Source organism: Microcoleus sp. PH2017_24_DOB_U_A (assembly GCF_020738205.1).
GTDB lineage: Bacteria > Cyanobacteriota > Cyanobacteriia > Cyanobacteriales > Microcoleaceae > Microcoleus.
The window spans coordinates 48,074-64,695 of sequence record NZ_JAEQCT010000049.1 but is presented as its reverse complement, the minus strand read 5'-3'; the positions used below and the strand labels follow the sequence as shown (position 1 = coordinate 64,695).

Sequence of the window (16,622 nt, the reverse complement as noted above, 5' to 3'; positions counted from 1 at the left end):
CGTCATCCAACCCAAAAACTCGTAGAAACCCGGTTTCTCGACATGAGCGTAAATCTCAGCAACGGGTTTCTCTCTATATTTCTCGTCACCCAACCGAAAAACTTAAAGATGTCAAATGGGTTCTATAGTGCGAGTTTCCCGATCGCCAGGAGAGTACGGTGTCGAGCTTCGCGATCGCTATGGAGGAGGCGAGCTTCGCGATCGCTATGGAGGAGGCGAGCGGGGACGCTCGCACTGCTCTCGGACAATTATTATTCCGATGCAAACGGAAGGATGTAACTAATGACTAATGTCTGCTGAATCCACGCAAAGATAGATACAAGCCACCCAATTAAGTCATAGACCTAAAAAAGTTTAGACTTGAGTTCAATCTCCCAGTAAATGCTGTGGAGTTAATCTAAAATCTCAGCTCTAAACTCTAAAATCTAACATCTCAAATCAAAAACCTAACATCGATTGACCGCTGAGTTCGTAAACGATCGCACCCAAAGACGCCAAACTAGCCAAAATCAGCATCCCAGCGGGCATAAACTTGCGAGTTTTGACCAGCCGTACAATAAAAACTACTACTAAAACAGCGGAAATTGCTGCTGCTAATGTTAAACCCCAAGTTTGTCCCATGAGTTGTGCGGTGCCGGCAAAAATTAGCAGCGAACCGCTAACGAGGCCGGAAATGAGCGAGGCTTGGCTTTTGGCTTTGATGTAACCCATGATGCCGCCAATTAGTGTCAAAACGCCGTAGCCGATCGCCGCTGCTGTACCTAAATTCATTTTTAATTCCCCAATTTTCACTCTTTGCATCTCAATTTATACAGCGAGACCTGCAATTCCGGTCACAAATTGTTAGAAAATTTATTAAACCCAGTCCAGATATCTAACTGTTATACAATTGGCATTATGTCAGCCCTAACTTCTAGTGCGATCGCCCAAATCCGTTACCTCCAACGCCAAGCAGCATCCCTGTTGCTATATCAATCAGTTCTCCAAACCCGCGCAGGTCAAGCTTTTCTCGACTTGCTGCAAGCTCTCCACCACAGCGAACTCAGCGGTGTAGAGTGTCAGGTAGCTTACGGTAACTGGTTCAAAATTCAAGCTGCTCAAAATTTGAGCTGGAAAGATTCCCTGATTTTGCAAATTCTCAAAGACGAAAATCCATTTTCTCGCCAAGCTCAGCAAACAGATTTTGCGAGTTTGTCGCCCGCTTTAGTCGAAGCAGCCAGACATGATTTACAAGTGCTGCAAAATATTTATGACTGCACCAGCGAGCAGTTGAGTAAGTGGGTGCGAGTAGCGGGTCAACTTGACTCAGTTCCTCCAATTTGGAATTGCGAAACTGCACCAGAAAACGCCGAAAAGCCACTGCACGGAAAACTAGAAAAATGGTCTAGCGCTGCGGAATCCTTGGCAGAATATTACCGACAGTTTGGCACGGGTTTGTTTGCAGAGTATCGTGCTTTTGGGTGGAAGTCCGGGCAGTTAGCGAGTATTCCACATCCCGATCGCATAAATTTGAAAGAGTTGGTTTGCTGCGATTGGCAGCGGGATGCTCTGGTGAAAAATACAGAGTTTTTGCTGGCTGGTTATCCGGCTTTGCACGTCTTGCTGTACGGAAGTCGCGGCTCGGGTAAGTCTTCGTTGGTGAAGTCGCTGTTAAATGAATTTGGATCTCGCAATTTGCGATTGATTGAAGTATCTAAATCGGATTTGCAAGATTTAGCGCTAATTGTGGAGAAGTTGCGGGGAGTTCCTCAAAAGTTTATTATTTTTGTAGACGACCTTTCATTTGAGGAAGATGATGATGCTTTTAAATCCTTGAAAGTTGTTTTAGAAGGAAATGTCACCGCCCGGCCTCAAAATGTAGTTGTTTACGCCACATCTAATCGCAGGCATTTAATTCGAGAGTTTTTTGATGACAGGCCTCGCCCTCGCGACGGTGATGAAGTTCACGCTTGGGATACCGTGCAGGAAAAACTCTCATTTAGCGATCGCTTTGGCTTGACTTTAACTTTTGAACCTGCGGATCAAAACACTTATTTAACAATTGTCCGACATCTCGCCGAACGAGCTGGCATCAAGCTCGCTGTTGAGGATTTGGAACACCGCGCTAAGGAATGGGCAACTCGCCGCAACGGGCGCTCTGGAAGGACTGCGCGGCAGTTTGTTGATTTTCTGAAAGCTGATTTAGCTTTGTTTGACAAGTAGATTGTCTGCGCCCTTAGAGCGAGTTTTACCAGAAAAAATTGGTTTAAAGCCTCTCCCTTTTATGGAGAAATTAAAATCAGACGATTCATATCTATTCCGGTTGCACCGTCAGGTGATGTTGACTGTTAACTGTTGACTGTTTAAACAATACCGATGCAACCGGAAACGATATCATTGAGTCATTAGCGCGAGCGTCCCCGCTCGCGAACGTTATTAGTCATTAGTCGCTCAACTGTCAACTGTCAACTGTCAACCGTCAACCGTCAACTGACAACTGTCAACTGTCAACTGTCAACTGTCAACTGTCACCCGCCCTTACAGCGCCGAAGGAAAAAATTAAAAATCTTAATTTTTTCATAATTTTAGTAATAATAAATAATTCAGCAGATTTGATATAATTGTTGAAATCCCCAGCCAAGGAAGCTTCCAAAGCCAGAGCCCATAGGGACTCCGTGAATCCACTACTAAAGAATGAGGAAAGTATTATGGGTTTATTTGACAAAGTATCGCAGACTCGCCAACAAACTGATGTCACGTTAGGGCCTGCCGAAGCATTTGCGGCGATCGCGCTAATTGCCGTAGCAGCCGACGGTTACATCAATGACAGCGAAAGTAAAGCGATTAGCATGACACTATCTCGGATGCAACTTTTCCGCAGCTATCCAGATGATGTGATGCGAAAAATGCTCGATCGGCTGCTGAACATTCTGCAACGGCAAGGAGTTCAGGTACTGTTTAATGCGGCTTTGGCAACACTTCCCGACGAACTTAAAGAAACAGTTTTTGCTGTGACAACTGATATTGCTTTAGCAGATGGCGAGGTTTCAGAAGAAGAAGAACAACTTTTGAACGATCTTTACTGTGCATTGGATCTTTCCGAAGAAATTGCCCTCAAGATTATAGACGTGATGTTGATTAAAAACAAAGGTTAAGAAAGCAGGGGCAGGGGCAGGAGTGAGGAGGGTGAGTTTGAGAAGATCAAAAATTAGCGCCTGCTTAGTTAGGCGATCGCTGCTGCAAAAGTGCTGGTTTACCGATATGATGGTTGTTCAACAGTTGACAGTTGACAGTTGACAGTTGACAGTTGGAGAGCGACCTCTATCTAGAAGCCTGAGTATTGGAGTAATGAATAGCCCGATCTTAACTTCTCCCTCAAAGGGTTCTGGCTTTCAACCAATTCTTTCTGGTAAAATTCAGCTTTAATTTGCGATCGCCCGCGACTACCTCAAATGCCTTTTACTTACACCCGCACTGTGCGCTTTCAAGATACCGATGCTGCTGGAGTCGTTTACTTTGCAAACGTTTTGGCGATGTGCCACGAAGCTTACGAGGCATCTCTAGCAGCATCAGGAGTCAATCTCAGAGCATTTTTTGGCGATCGAGAGGTTGCATTTCCGATAATTCATGCTAGTGTAGATTTTTATCGTCCACTATTTGCGGGCGATCGGCTGACGATTCAATTGACGCCCACACAAGTTGCAGGCGATGAATTTGAAATTGCCTATCAAGTATTTTCAGGGGAAGTTGCAGAAAGAAGCTGGGCTAAAGCTCTGACTAAGCACGTCTGCATCGATGCAGTTAGCAGAACCAAAAAACAGCTATCTGAAGACTTAATGCAGTGGATGAGGCAATTTGAGAGTTGAGATTTTAGATAACTTCAATATTTAAATAATAGCAGGGAATGACAGTCAAATTTCTGTTTAGTTTAAAATTTCTTCTGACTTATTTATATTAAGTAGTTCCACTTAATTAAACGTAAATACAGATGACTTAAAAACCAGCTCTATAAGAAGCATTCTTCCTTCTTCCGACTTCCCTCTTCCTGATGACTGATAACGTTCGCGAGCTATAGCCTTTCTCAAAGAGATGAGGTATAACTGACAGCCTCTATAACCCTGAAAATAAGAGGGCTGAAGCCCAACTACATACCTCACCTTTCCGAGAAAGGCTATATACGAGCTCGCGCTACTGACTACTGACTACTGACTACTGACTACTGACTACTGACTACTGACTACTGACTACTGACTTCTTCCTTCTTCCTTCTTCCTTCTTCTTATGACAAATCGCAATTATGCCATAGTCGGCACGGGAGCTTTAGGCGGATTCTACGGTGCTAGACTGCAAAAAGCTGGTTTAGAAGTCAATTTTTTGCTGCGGAGCGATTACGAGCGCGTCAAAAAACATGGTTTGATTGTCGAGTCTCCCGAAGGCGACTTCACCCTCCCGCAAGTCCGCGCCTACCGCGACGCGCACAAAATGCCTAAGTGCGACGTAGTAATTGTCGCGTTGAAAACAACTCAAAATCACTTGTTGCCAAAACTTTTGCCTCCTCTATTAAAGGATAACGGCGCGGTTTTAGTATTGCAAAACGGACTGAATACCGAACCGGAAGTAGCTAAAATTGTCGGTGCAGAACGAGTGGTGGGCGGGCTGTGCTTTCTCTGTTCTTATAAAGTCAGCCCCGGTCATATCTGCCACCTAGATTACGGTACGATCACGCTAGGCGAATATGCCAAAGACTACAAAGCCATCGGTATTACTGATAGATTGCACCATATTGCTAGGGATTTTAAACGCGCTCACATTCCGATTAAAATGAGCGAAGATTTGCTATTGTCTAGGTGGAAAAAGCTGGTTTGGAATATTCCTTATAACGGGCTCTCTGTGGTTTTGAATGCGAGAACCGACGAACTGATGGCGAATCCGAATACTCTGATTTTAGTTGAGCAAATCATGAGGGAAGTGGTAGCAGGGGCCAAAAGTTGCGATCGCATTATTCCCGATGATTTTATCCCGCATATGCTGGAATACACTCATAAAATGAAGCCTTACCGCACCAGCATGAAAATCGATTACGATGAATCGCGTCCTCTGGAGGTTGAGGCAATTTTTGGCAATCCCATGCGGGTAGCCCAAAAAGCAGGTATTAAGTTGCCACAAATAGAGGTACTTTACCAAATGTTGAAGTTTGTGGATGTTCAAAGGCAAGAAGCTGAGAAGACGAGAAGGCTGTTAGGTGTGGATTAATTGGGAATTGGGAATTGGGAATTGGGCATTGGGCATTGGGAATTGGGAATTGGGCATTGGGCATTGGGCGGGTTTTTGAGATTTCTCACTTGTGTTGTAAATATTGATGAACCCGCCCTACGGAAATTACTGTCAAATTCGGTTAATACTATTGATTCGCCAGAGATGACACCGCAATTTCTTGTAATTGTTCTCGATTGAGTTTGCCTTGAGCATTTCGAGGCATTTCTTCGACGACAACCCAATTTTTTGGTCGCTTAAATTTACTCAACTTATCTTCTATTGCTGCTTGCAAGTTTTTGACAGTAACTTCGGAATTAGCGGGAACGCAAACAGCCGTAACGACTTGCCCCCAATCTTTGTCTGGTAAGCCAATTATAGCAACATCTGCCACTAAATTGGTATTCTTAATGGCGGCTTCGACTTGGGCAGGAAATACATTTTCTCCGCCCGTGATAATCTTGTCGCTACTACGTCCGATGATATTTAAGCAGTTATTTTTATCAAAAAATCCTAAGTCATCTAGTTGGAAATATGGGCGATCGCCAAATCGTTCAGGATAATAGCCCAAGGCTAAAGATTTAGCATCAACGCTAATATTCCCAATTTGATTGTAGCACAAAATCTCGCCGCTTGCACTGCGAATAGTTATGTTCGCGTGAGGTAAAGCTTGACCAGAAGTGTTATTCCCCGCGAGAAAATCTTCGGGTTTGAGTGTAGCGATTTGCGATGCAGTTTCTGTCATGCCGTAAGTCGGCGCTAATTTGATTTGATTCTTTCTAGCTGTGGCTAAAAGTTCGGGCCAAGCGGGAGCACCGCCTAAAAGTACGGCACGAAACTGGGATAGCCAATTAGTTGTATCTGGGTTTTGCAGCAGCCGTTGCAGTTGAGTTGGTACTAAAGAAATGAAAAATTCTTCGGGTTCGACATCGGATTTTTCGCCTGCTTCTAGTGTTTTGAATGATGCAATTGCCAGTTTTCCCCCGGTTGTGAACGATCGCATAAATTGCATGAGACCGCTGACGTGGTATAATGGTAATACGCAGAATGAGTTAATTTTGTCAAGGTTAAAATATTGTTGAAAACCTTGGACTGAGGCTGTGAGGGTTTCCCAAGTGTGGATGGCAAAACGGATTTTTCCCGAGGAACCTCCCGTGGGAATCATTATTGTAGCTAATTCGTCTATTTCGGGTGAAGGTAATTCTCGTGAATGATGGAATTCCGGCGAATGATTGAGTCCCGGCGAATGATGGAATCCCGGCGAATGATTGAATTCGGGTGAATGATGGAATCCCGGCGAATGGAATTCGCGGCTATACAAACGAAGTCCGCCTCCGCGGACTGGGAGAGGGGGAAATGTGTTTTTAAGATTAGTATTTTGTCCCCAAATTAGTTCGGGTTGGACTAAATCAAAGACTTGTTCCCATTCTTCTTTTACCCAGTTGGGATTGCAGAGAAAAATTTGGCATTTGGCGGTGCGGGCGGCGATGAAACTGGCAAGAAATTGCAGGGGTTTTGGTTCGGATAGGCAAATTTTTAGGGGTGTTTCTCCTGTTTGATTTTGGGTGATTTGTTGCAATTGCCGATCGACAATTTGAGCAAATTCGCCGCTGTCACCACCGATTAGCCAATTGTCGGGGAAGTCACAGGGAAGATTCAGAGTATTTACTGTGAGATTTTCTGCCATAGATGCTGTAACCAGGTGTCTTGATTGTCGTCGAACCAGCTATCGGTACCGAAGCCTAGGGCTCTATTATTTACAGATAAGTTTGTTGCTAAGTTTAAGGCGGCTTGTCTGCCAATTTTGGTTTCAAATACTGATGAGAAAACTGCGTCTATATTGTGAGTTTGACAAAATTTGCGGAGTTGGGATGGGGAACCGCCAATCGCAGGTTTGATGACGAAGATTCCCCGCCAGCCTTGGTTGTAGCATTCTTGGATGCGATCGAGATTGGCTGCGGATTCGTCTAGGGCGATCGCCGTTGCATAAGTAGCATTCAATCGTACCATTTCTGGGAACTGTGCGATCGCCAGCGGCTGTTCCAAAAATTCAATCTGGGCGGCCAAGTCGGGTGTTGCTGTCACGCTATCGCAAGCTTCCAGCCATTTTTCAGCCTGGGAGTAGGTGAGTCCCCCATTAGCATCTAAGCGCAAAAGTGCTGTTTGGCGATCGGCTAAATCATCCATTGCTGCGATTAGCTGCTGAAAAATCGTTAATTCTTCCTCAATTACAGCAACGCCAATTTTCCATTTAAACGTGCGATATCCCTCCAACCAAAGCATTGGTAAAACCTGCAAAGCTGTTTCACCTGCGGGTAATAAACCGCTACACTGATTTTTCGGAATTTTGTCTTGACGAGGCGTATTTTCGATTGCTTGGCCCAGATTTTCCCAAGCTGACTCAAAGCCAAATTGACAGGCTGGTAATTCAGCGGAAATACTGAAGATTATTTCCTCTGAAATATTAGCAGGTAACTGTTGACAAAAATCTAATGCTTGGTCAAAAGTTTCCGAACCAAACCAACTCAGCGGGGCAATTTCTCCCCAGCAAATGCGACCATTTTCGTCAATAAGCCGCAGGATGATTCCTTCTCGCATATCCCAGATGCCGTGACTTGTTTGTAGCGGGCGCTTAAATTTTCGCTGATAGGTGCGAAACTCAAATTTATATAGCATTTGTTTTTTAGTCGATTGTCACCAAGGCCAAAGAAACCGGGTTTTTTACCTAATTTGTCGGTAACAACGAATAATTTTCGTAAAAAACCCGGTTTCTGACTACCCGTTAATCATCACTAAGGCCAAAGAAACCGGGTTTTTTACCTAATTTGTCGGTAACAACGAATGATTTTCGCAAAAAACCCGGTTTCTGACTACCCGTTAATCATAAAATTGTCTCACAACTGATGCAAAGTCATCAATATTTTCAAAATGGATATTGTGACCAGCGTTTGGTATAATCTTGAGAGTAGCAGCCGGACACAAGCTGGCAATTTCTGCATTGATACGTTGAAATTTATCATCATCTTCTCCCGCTAGCAAGAGAATGGGGATTTGATTTTGGGCGAGTTTTTCCCACAGAGAGGGCTGGTGGCCAGTTCCCATGTTGCGGAGGGATTTTGCTAATTCTAAGGGATTGTTTGCTAAACGGCTTTCTATGAGTTTCTCGAATTTGGGGGATTTTTTTAATGATTTGAATAAAGGGCGGTCGTACCAGTTTAAGATAAAATCTTTGATGTTGCTATTTTCGAGGTTTTGTGCTGTTTGTGAATCGGCTTGCCGTCTGTGCGATCGATCTTTTTCACTCTTCAATCCCGGAGAAGCTGACTCTAATACGACTTTCTCGAATCTTTCAGGAAAATGTAATGTCATGTACAGCGCCAATCGCCCGCCCATTGAGTAGCCCAACAACAAACATTTGTCTATTTGTAAGTCATCTAATAAGTGAATCAATGCTTGGGCTGTATTTGACATATTGTAGCAACTTTCGTCGCCGCTGACTCTGGTTTGTCCGTGGCCGGGAAGGTCAACTGCTAGACAACAATAAGTTTGAGATAGTAAGGAAATGATTTGGTCAAAGTCTTGACTGTCGCCCGTGAATCCGTGGAGTAATAAAATTAGTGGCTGATTTTTTTTTCCAGTTAAAGAATAGTAAAATTGATATTTTTTAGATTTGTTCATCTACACCATTAAGCTCCTATTTTTATTACAATATCATTACTAGGTTGTCAGGTATCAATCCAGTATATTCTATTGCCACCGATTTTCCATTCCTTAATGAAAGCTTACTATGAATTTCATCGCGTTCTATTGCATGGGCTAAAACTTCACCTCGAATCACGCTTAATTCTTCATCTAATTCAGGATTGACGATGAGTACCCACTCATCAGGATACAGACTAAAAATTTCTTCTAGGGTGAGGATTGGGCTAGTTTTTACTGGCGTACTCATGATTTCCTTCTCGTTGTTTTCGATTCAATATCAAACTGTTTGTAGTAAGGACTTTAGTCCTTATTGACTAAAATCTTGCAGAGAGGGCTAAAGTCCTGACTACGAACCATAGTTCTATTTTACCGAAATTCTCGATAATCGCCCAAACTACAGCACAAACCCCAGCGCTAGCAGCAAACCGCTCGTAAAATGCAGCGCCACTGCGATAAACTTAGAGTTGCTGACCTTTGCGGGTTGGTCGTGATAGTTTGCGACATGGCGGCAAAGGTCGATCGCAAAAAACAAACTTCCAAAAATCAACAGCGTCCAAATTGGGAACATTCGCAGCGCCACAAACAGCAGAGTCAAAGCATAAACGCTGCCGCACAACCACTGCAACAACTGCACGCCTTTTTTCGTACCAATTCGGACAATCGGCGATTTTTTACCCGCCGCCAAATCGTCCTCAACTTGATGGAAGTGAGAACAAAATAAGATGATACTCGTAGTAATTCCCACTATTGCCGAACCTGCGAAATTAGTAGCAGACCAAGTTTGATTTTGACTGTAATAAGCAGCAGCTAAAGCTAGCGGCCCGAAGGTAAAAAAGCAAATAATTTCGCCTAAACCCTGATAGCCCAAACGAAACGGCGGCCCTTGATAAGTGTAGCCGAGGGCGCAGCACAAAACTACTAGCAAAATTACTGTTGGGTCTTTTTGCCACCAGGAAATACCGCAGATTCCCGACACTCCGATTGCTAAAAATAGATTGGCAAGCCAGAAAATTAAAGCTTTATTTCCGGTTAAGTTTACCAAGGAATGTGCTTTATTTTTGTCTATCCCTGTTTCCGAGTCAAATACATCATTGGTGAGATTCAGCCATGCTATAATTAAAATGGCTGAAATTAAAAATGTCGAAAAAATTGACGCATTAATCGTTTGAGTTTCGGCAAAAGCAATTGCAGTTCCTACTGAAATAGGAATAACAGCAACGCTGTACATGGGCGGCTTGATTGCCGCCAGCCACAATTTACTATTTGAACGCTCAATTATCTTTGTTGTCATTACACAAACTTGATGCAATTGATAGCAGCTCAGTAATTTTACAATTTTATTGGTGAAGAATGTCTGCTAAGTCTCCGCTTGAGTGCGCCTCCGGCATCCGTTGATAGTCTTTGCGGGCGATCGCACGCCCGGTAATGCCCACCTGCAAACCTCTGCGGGGTCGATCGCCTTTTACCGAGAGTCGCCCTCTCAATCTTAAGTTTTATGTCTAAATGTTTCGATGGATCGCGCAATCGTCTGTTTTCTCCCTCCAGCGTGCCCAAACAGTCGGGAAACTCGAAAGGTCATGTTTGGCGATCGCCCGAGCGTGGTTAGATCGAAATAGGGATTATAGCGGGACAAAACCGCACTCTTTCTGACAAATCTGCTATTCTCGATTTCATGACAGTAATACCGCACCGCGCCAATCTTTTGCAAGACCGCAATCAACTGCATCAGTTGCTGTTAGATTGCCAGCAGTCTTTAACCGAAAAAGATCAAACAAAAATAGTTAGTATTTCTCAGGAAATTTCCCCCGTCGATCCGCTAGCGGTACTGCAAGAAATTGCCACACCCGATGACAGACACTTTTATTTTGAAAAAAGAGACCCCATTGTCGGCAACAGTTTTGCGATCGCCGCCCTAGATTCGGCAATCCATCTCACAGTAGCAGGAAGCGATCGATTTGCCCTCGCTCAAAATTTTATTCAATCAAGTCTTTCCCGGACAATTACCATCGGTACGGAACGTTTGCCCTTTAGCGGGCCGCACTTTTTTTGTAGCTTTGCTTTTTTTGATGAGAATGTCGCCACCAATTCTTACTTTCCCCCCGGTACCATATTTTTACCCAAATGGCAGATTACTCGCCTCAACGATAGCTGTACAATTGTCGCCAATGCCAAAATAGATAGAGATATAAATGTTAAAATTATTACTGAAACCATTAGCAAACAATTTGATAAAATTGCCTCTCAAAAATACATCAAATTAATTAACAGCCAAAACTCACTTCCATTAAAACAAATTCCTGTCAATGATGCCGCTCAATTTAAAAAATCTGTCAAGTCCGCTTTAGAATTAATCGAGTCTAAATATTTCAGTAAAATTGTGTTGTCCCAAGCTATAAATGTCATTTGCCAAACACCTTTTAGCGTAATAGATTCCTTAAATAACTTGCGCCTCACCTATCCAGGTTGCTACGTGTTTTCTACCAGTAACGGCAAAGGTCAGCAATTTATCGGTGCCAGTCCAGAACGCTTAATTAGCATTCACAACAATCAGTTGATCGCAGATGCTTTAGCCGGTTCTGCACCGAGGGGAAAAACTGAAGCAGAAGATGGTAATTTAGGCAAAGATTTACTCAACAGCGAAAAGGATATTCGAGAACATCAAGCTGTAATTGACTTTATAATCGATCGCCTTTCGAGTCTCGGCATCCATCCCGACTTTTCCCCGCTACCGAGACTGCTGCAACTATCCAACATTCAGCATTTGTGGACACCCATCAGGGCTAGAATTCCCCCAGATATTCACTTATTGAAAATTTTAGCCCAACTGCATCCAACGCCAGCGGTAGCGGGGGTACCGAGGGATATTGCACTACAGCAAATTCGGGGCTGCGAAAGCTGCGATCGCTCTTTGTATGCAGCACCCCTGGGCTGGATCGATCGCACTGGTAACGGCGAATTTGCTGTCGGCATTCGATCGGCATTAATCGATGGATCTCGGGCGATACTTCATGCTGGTGTTGGAATTGTGGCAGGTTCCGAACCCGACAAAGAACTAGCAGAAATTCAACTGAAACTGCAAGCACTTTTAAATGCTTTAGTTTAAGAATAATATAGCCTTTCGAGCGAAAAATGAGATAAGACATAGGGCATAGGGCATAGGGCATAGGGCATAGGGCATAGGGCATACCTTACTTTTGCGATAACTGCTATATCTCATAACTATGTAGCGAGAAATTAGGTAACTTAAGACTTAGATATGGGTAGCCAGAAACCGGGTTTTTCAGCCAAGACTAGCCAAAAACCCTCAATCTCGAAAAAACCCGGTTTATTGAGCTTTGATTGAGAACCGTTATATGTCATAAAATATTATCGATCGCCAAAACAACAAAATGCTTGACTTTCGGAACACAAACACCCTCTGGGCTTCCATCATAGCCGAGACATTGCAGCGACTGGGACTAACCACAGCCGTAATTTGTCCCGGTTCGCGATCGGCCCCGCTAACCATAGCCTTCGCCCAGAATAAGTTAATAGAAACTATCCCCATCCTCGACGAGAGATCTGCGAGTTTCTTCGCCTTAGGAATCGCCAAAAAATCCGGTGTACCAACCGCCCTAATTTGTACCTCAGGAACCGCCGCAGCCAACTTTTATCCGGCGATTATCGAAGCCCGTGAAAGTCGAATTCCGCTGCTAATTCTCACAGCAGATAGACCCCCCGAATTGCGCGACTGTCACGCCGGACAAGCGATCGACCAAGTTAAACTATACGGCAATTATCCCAACTGGCAAGCGGAATTAGCCATCCCTTCAGCGTCCATAGGAATGCTAGACTATGTGCGACAGACGATCGTGTACGCGATCGAGCGATCGACCTTTCCGACACCAGGCCCAGTCCACCTCAACATCCCCCTTCGGGATCCGCTTGTACCAGTTTCAGACATTGCTGTCGAAGCTTTAGAAACACAATTCGATATCGAATATTTCTTTGCAGGATTAGAACCGATTTTTGCAGCAGAAACTTCTACCCCCCCCAGCCCCCCCTTGTTAAAGGGGGGAGTAAGAAGTGCAATAGAACCGATTTGTGCAGCAGAAACTTCTACCCCCCCCAGCCCCCCCTTGCCAAGGGGGGGAGTAAGAAGTGCAATAGAACAATGGCCCGAATGCAGTAAAGGGATTATTATTGCAGGTGTAGCCCAGCCTGAAGATGCAGAAAAGTATTGTAGTGCGATCGGCAAAATTTCCCAACTATTAAACTGGCCAGTATTAGCAGAAGGACTATCGCCCTTAAGAAACCGCGCCCAACTCAACCCCCATCTAATTTCCACCTACGATTTAATCCTGCGAAACCGCGAACTAGCAGATAAATTAACCCCAGAAATCGCCATTCAAATCGGAGACTTACCCACAAGCAAAGAATTGCGAAACTGGTTAGACAAAACCCAACCCAAACGCTACATAATCGATCCGGGCCACCACAACTTAGATCCCCTACACGGCCCAACAATTCACCTACGAACCTCCATAGAAAACCTCGCAACTGCTATCTCCCTTCATGTCCCCCCCCTTAGCAAGGGGGGGTTAGGGGGGGTTCTCACCTCTCCCACAAACTCCCCTCAAATCCCCCCCCTTAGCAAGGGGGGGTTAGGGGGGGTTCTCACCTCTCCCACAAACTCCCCTCAAATCCCCCCCCTTAATAAGGGGGGGCTAGGGGGGGTTCTCACCTCTCCATCAAACGAATACCTCCAACTTTGGCGAAACACCGAAACCCAAGTCAGACAAACAATAGACCAAAAACTATCAGCAATTAATCACATCATCGAACCAAAAATTTCTTGGCTGCTTTCCCAAATATTGCCACCAGCCACACCCATATTTATTTCCAACAGTATGCCAGTCCGAGATGTCGAGTTTTTCTGGAAGCCGAACAACTTAGAAATAAAACCTTTTGTCAATCGCGGCGCCAACGGCATAGACGGCACATTGTCAACAGCTTTAGGAGTCGCCCACCGCAATCAAAGCAGCATTTTGTTAACAGGTGATTTAACACTTTTGCACGACACCAACGGCTTTTTAATTACAAATAAATTTGTCGGTCATCTGACAATTGTTTTAATTAATAACAACGGTGGCGGGATTTTTGAAATGTTGCCAGTTGCTAAATTTGACCCGCCCTTTGAAGAGTTTTTTGCCACACCGCAGGATATCAATTTTGCTCAATTGTGTGCAACTTACGGCGTGGAACACGAGATAATTGAGCATTGGGAGCAGTTCCAACAAAAATTAAGTTTTCTACCAAATAACGGGATTCGGGTCTTAGAACTGCAAACAAATAGGCGCTCCGATGCTAAATGGCGGCAAGATAATCTCAGTAAATTTGCCAAAGGTTCGTAGTAAGGACTTCAGTCCTTTCTTGGGAAATTTAAGGACTAAAGTCCTGACTACGAACCTCATATGCCAAAGGTTCGTAGTAAGGACTTTAGTCCTTTCTTTGAGAATTTAAGGACTAAAGTCCTGACTACGAACCTCATATGCCAAAGGTTCGTAGTCAGGACTTTAGTCCTTTCTTTGAGAATTCAAGGACTAAAGTCCTTACTACGAACCTTTTATGAACAATATTTAAACGGCTGCTTGAGCTAGCAGTGCATCTAACTCTCCATCTCCATCAAGTTTGTGAATGTCATCGCAGCCGCCGACGTGTTGACTGTTAATAAATATTTGGGGCACGCTGCGCTTCCCGTTAGCGCGATCGGCCATGGCATTTCTAGCAGCTTCGTCGCCGTCAATTTTGTATTCCGTGTAATTGACGCCTTTCCACCACAGCAAAGTTTTGGCGCGGATACAGTACGGACAGGTTTGCCAAGTATAAATTTCAACATTGGCTTTGATGCGATCGGGCTTGCGGCCCAAAATGGGATTCAGAAAATCAAGCATTTTCGTTACAGGGGTAAAATTTCAACTGGTTGAGAGATTAAATCATTTTAGCGAAACGCCATCAATCCCGCGTTCTACCAAAGGTTAGGCTGGGATGCAATTACCTGCCGCACCTGTAGTGCTGTGATTCGTGTCACACATTTACTCTACTCCGATCACTTGCTTTCATCCAAAATAATCACCTGCGGAACCTACTTAATATCACCGATCTTTTGAGGAAACCAAGCGATTATGAATATATCGAATTCAACCGCACTGCCATGAAAGCTTTACAACTCCTCCCCGGCGCTATCTCTGAAATCCTCGCTTCTGTAACCGACACAGGCGTTTTGACATTAGCCGATCGCTACGGTTTGATGGCCGCCACCTTAGACGAGTCGCTGAATGACGAAGATAGATGCTGTGTCAACCGCCTGCTGCGGGCAGTGCTCAAAGGCCGGGTGAGAATGGTCAACGAACTTTCAGCGTAACGAGGATTTGCAGTTTTGTTCTGATGGTAAGGTGAGTCAGCGGTAGATAAAGATGGCGAAATTGGTTGGCAGCCGATCGCCCGCCGGAGTCCCAGAGACTTGATATAACGGCAATTTGAATTCGATGTAAAGTTTTCTCCTCCAACAAAACAACGGTTTTTTTCGATGTGCAGCCTGTAACGGGCTGCTTTTTGTTGGACGGCTAATCGCGGATTTCGCCATCGCACGGGTGGTCAGAAACCGGGTTTTTTACGAGAATACTTGACTGTGACCGACAGATTCGCTAAAAAACCCGGTTTCTTGGGTCAGAGTCTAATCTCGTGTTCTAATCGCGGATTTCCAGGTTGTACTGACGGCAGAGGGCGATCAGTTTTTGTTGGAAGCGATCGCGCAGTTTCACAGGTGAGACAATCGCACAATCTTCCCAGTAAGGAGCAATTTCGCGAAAAAACCAGAAGGTATTGGAGATATTCCGAATCACTCGTCTAATTGGCGGATCGCCTTCTAAGTCGCTGACTTCCACATCGCCTTGCTTGCGCCTGTAGTTAAAGGCAAGTCTGCCGGATAAGTGAAATTCTACGGGAATCCTGGCTAAATCTGACAGCCAAGGTCGATCGACCGCAATCACCGCAGCATCTTCAATGCGATCGAGCAGCAGTGTCCAGTTGTGTTCGAGTCCCGGTACGTCTTGATTTCCCTCAGATTCTTCGCAGCGACACATTAAATACTGTCGCTTTTCTATAGGGACAATCCGAGCGTGTAAGACTGTGTAATTCCAAAGTCGATCGGCTGCATCTCGGTAAGACAGGCGAAAAGGTTGCTGTCTGTGAATAAAATGGTCGATTTTTTGCCGCCAAACAGGTAAGGGGTTGCTCAAAAACGCCTCGATTTCGGCCCGGAAGGGGAGAGTTAGTTCGCTGCGTGAGCTCAATAATTCCGCAATTGCCAGCGCTTCATCGATTTTGCCCAAGTCAAGCAATTGCTGTCGGGCGATGTCTAGGGCTTGGATGCGGGTTTGGGGCCAGTCGTTGTTCGGGGCGATCGTCAGTTGGCGGCGGGCGATCGCTTCTATCAGTTTGGATATGTTCGGGCGATCGCCCCACGTCTTCCCGAATTCTTGGGCTAAGGCTTCCAACTGCGCTTTATCTCGTTCAGAAACCGACAGAGTGATCGATTGACCTTTGCGACTCATAAATATACGGACACTTTCTCATTGTACAGGCTTGATAATCTCTATTGTCGGTGTCAATATAGGAAATATCCACTTTCTACGGACACAGATTCA

The 16,622-nt window shown here is 44.7% G+C and carries 17 protein-coding genes; 8 read left to right on the top strand and 9 right to left on the bottom strand.

Annotated features, from left to right (window positions below; all coding sequences use genetic code 11):
- Window positions 1–115 precede the first annotated feature (115 nt).
- A complete protein-coding gene (locus tag JGK07_RS14660; RefSeq protein WP_293242153.1) occupies window positions 116–283 on the top strand; it encodes a hypothetical protein in 168 nt (55 codons plus the stop codon).
- Between the two features lie 155 nt (window positions 284–438).
- Here the strand turns inward: JGK07_RS14660 and JGK07_RS14655 are convergent, their stop codons facing one another.
- Entirely contained in the window at window positions 439–792 is a 354-nt protein-coding gene (locus JGK07_RS14655) for a TMEM14 family protein (RefSeq protein ID WP_366025225.1), read from the bottom strand.
- 105 nt (window positions 793–897) lie between these two features.
- Here JGK07_RS14655 and JGK07_RS14650 point away from each other — a divergent pair, with 105 nt between their 5' ends.
- The 4 genes from JGK07_RS14650 (at window position 898) to JGK07_RS14635 (ending at window position 5,232) form a co-directional block, all read left to right on the top strand.
- On the top strand, window positions 898–2,202 hold the full coding sequence (locus tag JGK07_RS14650) for an ATP-binding protein (protein WP_293193226.1): 1,305 nt from the start codon (window positions 898–900) through the stop codon (window positions 2,200–2,202).
- 485 nt (window positions 2,203–2,687) lie between these two features.
- Complete coding sequence (locus tag JGK07_RS14645; protein WP_293182342.1) at window positions 2,688–3,134, top strand: tellurite resistance TerB family protein; 447 nt, start codon at window positions 2,688–2,690, stop codon at window positions 3,132–3,134.
- Between the two features lie 297 nt (window positions 3,135–3,431).
- Window positions 3,432–3,845 (top strand): thioesterase family protein, encoded by a 414-nt coding sequence (locus JGK07_RS14640; protein ID WP_293182317.1) that lies wholly within the window; start codon window positions 3,432–3,434, stop codon window positions 3,843–3,845.
- Between the two features lie 415 nt (window positions 3,846–4,260).
- A complete protein-coding gene (locus JGK07_RS14635) occupies window positions 4,261–5,232 on the top strand; it encodes a putative 2-dehydropantoate 2-reductase (RefSeq protein WP_293182315.1) in 972 nt (323 codons plus the stop codon).
- A gap of 148 nt (window positions 5,233–5,380) precedes the next feature.
- On the opposite strand, the gene JGK07_RS14630 is transcribed toward JGK07_RS14635, so the two are convergent.
- The 6 genes from JGK07_RS14630 to JGK07_RS14605 all read right to left on the bottom strand — a co-directional run bounded on the left by JGK07_RS14630 (window position 5,381) and on the right by JGK07_RS14605 (window position 10,418).
- On the bottom strand, window positions 5,381–6,919 hold the full coding sequence (locus JGK07_RS14630; protein WP_293242156.1) for a 2-succinylbenzoate--CoA ligase: 1,539 nt from the start codon (window positions 6,917–6,919) through the stop codon (window positions 5,381–5,383).
- Window positions 6,898–7,908: an o-succinylbenzoate synthase gene (locus JGK07_RS14625; protein ID WP_293242159.1), complete on the bottom strand. Its 1,011-nt coding sequence runs from the start codon at window positions 7,906–7,908 to the stop codon at window positions 6,898–6,900. Before JGK07_RS14625 ends, JGK07_RS14630 begins: the two co-directional genes overlap by 22 nt.
- Window positions 7,909–8,109: 201 nt before the next feature.
- Window positions 8,110–8,910 carry a 2-succinyl-6-hydroxy-2,4-cyclohexadiene-1-carboxylate synthase gene (menH, locus tag JGK07_RS14620; protein ID WP_293193230.1) on the bottom strand — a complete coding sequence of 267 codons (801 nt, stop codon included), beginning with the start codon at window positions 8,908–8,910 and terminating at the stop codon, window positions 8,110–8,112.
- Between the two features lie 25 nt (window positions 8,911–8,935).
- Window positions 8,936–9,181: a hypothetical protein gene (locus tag JGK07_RS14615; protein WP_293182309.1), complete on the bottom strand. Its 246-nt coding sequence runs from the start codon at window positions 9,179–9,181 to the stop codon at window positions 8,936–8,938.
- A gap of 147 nt (window positions 9,182–9,328) precedes the next feature.
- Complete coding sequence (gene menA, locus JGK07_RS14610) at window positions 9,329–10,225, bottom strand: 2-carboxy-1,4-naphthoquinone phytyltransferase (protein ID WP_293182307.1); 897 nt, start codon at window positions 10,223–10,225, stop codon at window positions 9,329–9,331.
- A gap of 46 nt (window positions 10,226–10,271) precedes the next feature.
- Complete coding sequence (locus tag JGK07_RS14605; protein ID WP_293182305.1) at window positions 10,272–10,418, bottom strand: hypothetical protein; 147 nt, start codon at window positions 10,416–10,418, stop codon at window positions 10,272–10,274.
- 188 nt (window positions 10,419–10,606) lie between these two features.
- Here JGK07_RS14605 and JGK07_RS14600 point away from each other — a divergent pair, with 188 nt between their 5' ends.
- Window positions 10,607–12,037 (top strand): isochorismate synthase MenF, encoded by a 1,431-nt coding sequence (locus JGK07_RS14600; protein ID WP_293182303.1) that lies wholly within the window; start codon window positions 10,607–10,609, stop codon window positions 12,035–12,037.
- Window positions 12,038–12,323: 286 nt separating this feature from the next.
- A complete protein-coding gene (gene menD, locus JGK07_RS14595; protein WP_293193232.1) occupies window positions 12,324–14,327 on the top strand; it encodes a 2-succinyl-5-enolpyruvyl-6-hydroxy-3-cyclohexene-1-carboxylic-acid synthase in 2,004 nt (667 codons plus the stop codon).
- A 225-nt stretch (window positions 14,328–14,552) separates the two neighbouring features.
- On the opposite strand, the gene grxC is transcribed toward menD, so the two are convergent.
- Window positions 14,553–14,867: a glutaredoxin 3 gene (grxC, locus tag JGK07_RS14590; protein ID WP_293182299.1), complete on the bottom strand. Its 315-nt coding sequence runs from the start codon at window positions 14,865–14,867 to the stop codon at window positions 14,553–14,555.
- A 260-nt stretch (window positions 14,868–15,127) separates the two neighbouring features.
- Here grxC and JGK07_RS14585 point away from each other — a divergent pair, with 260 nt between their 5' ends.
- Window positions 15,128–15,337 carry a hypothetical protein gene (locus tag JGK07_RS14585; RefSeq protein ID WP_293182340.1) on the top strand — a complete coding sequence of 70 codons (210 nt, stop codon included), beginning with the start codon at window positions 15,128–15,130 and terminating at the stop codon, window positions 15,335–15,337.
- 325 nt (window positions 15,338–15,662) lie between these two features.
- On the opposite strand, the gene JGK07_RS14580 is transcribed toward JGK07_RS14585, so the two are convergent.
- Window positions 15,663–16,529, bottom strand: a complete 867-nt coding sequence (locus JGK07_RS14580) for a WYL domain-containing protein (protein ID WP_293182297.1) — start codon at window positions 16,527–16,529, stop codon at window positions 15,663–15,665.
- Window positions 16,530–16,622 lie beyond the last annotated feature (93 nt).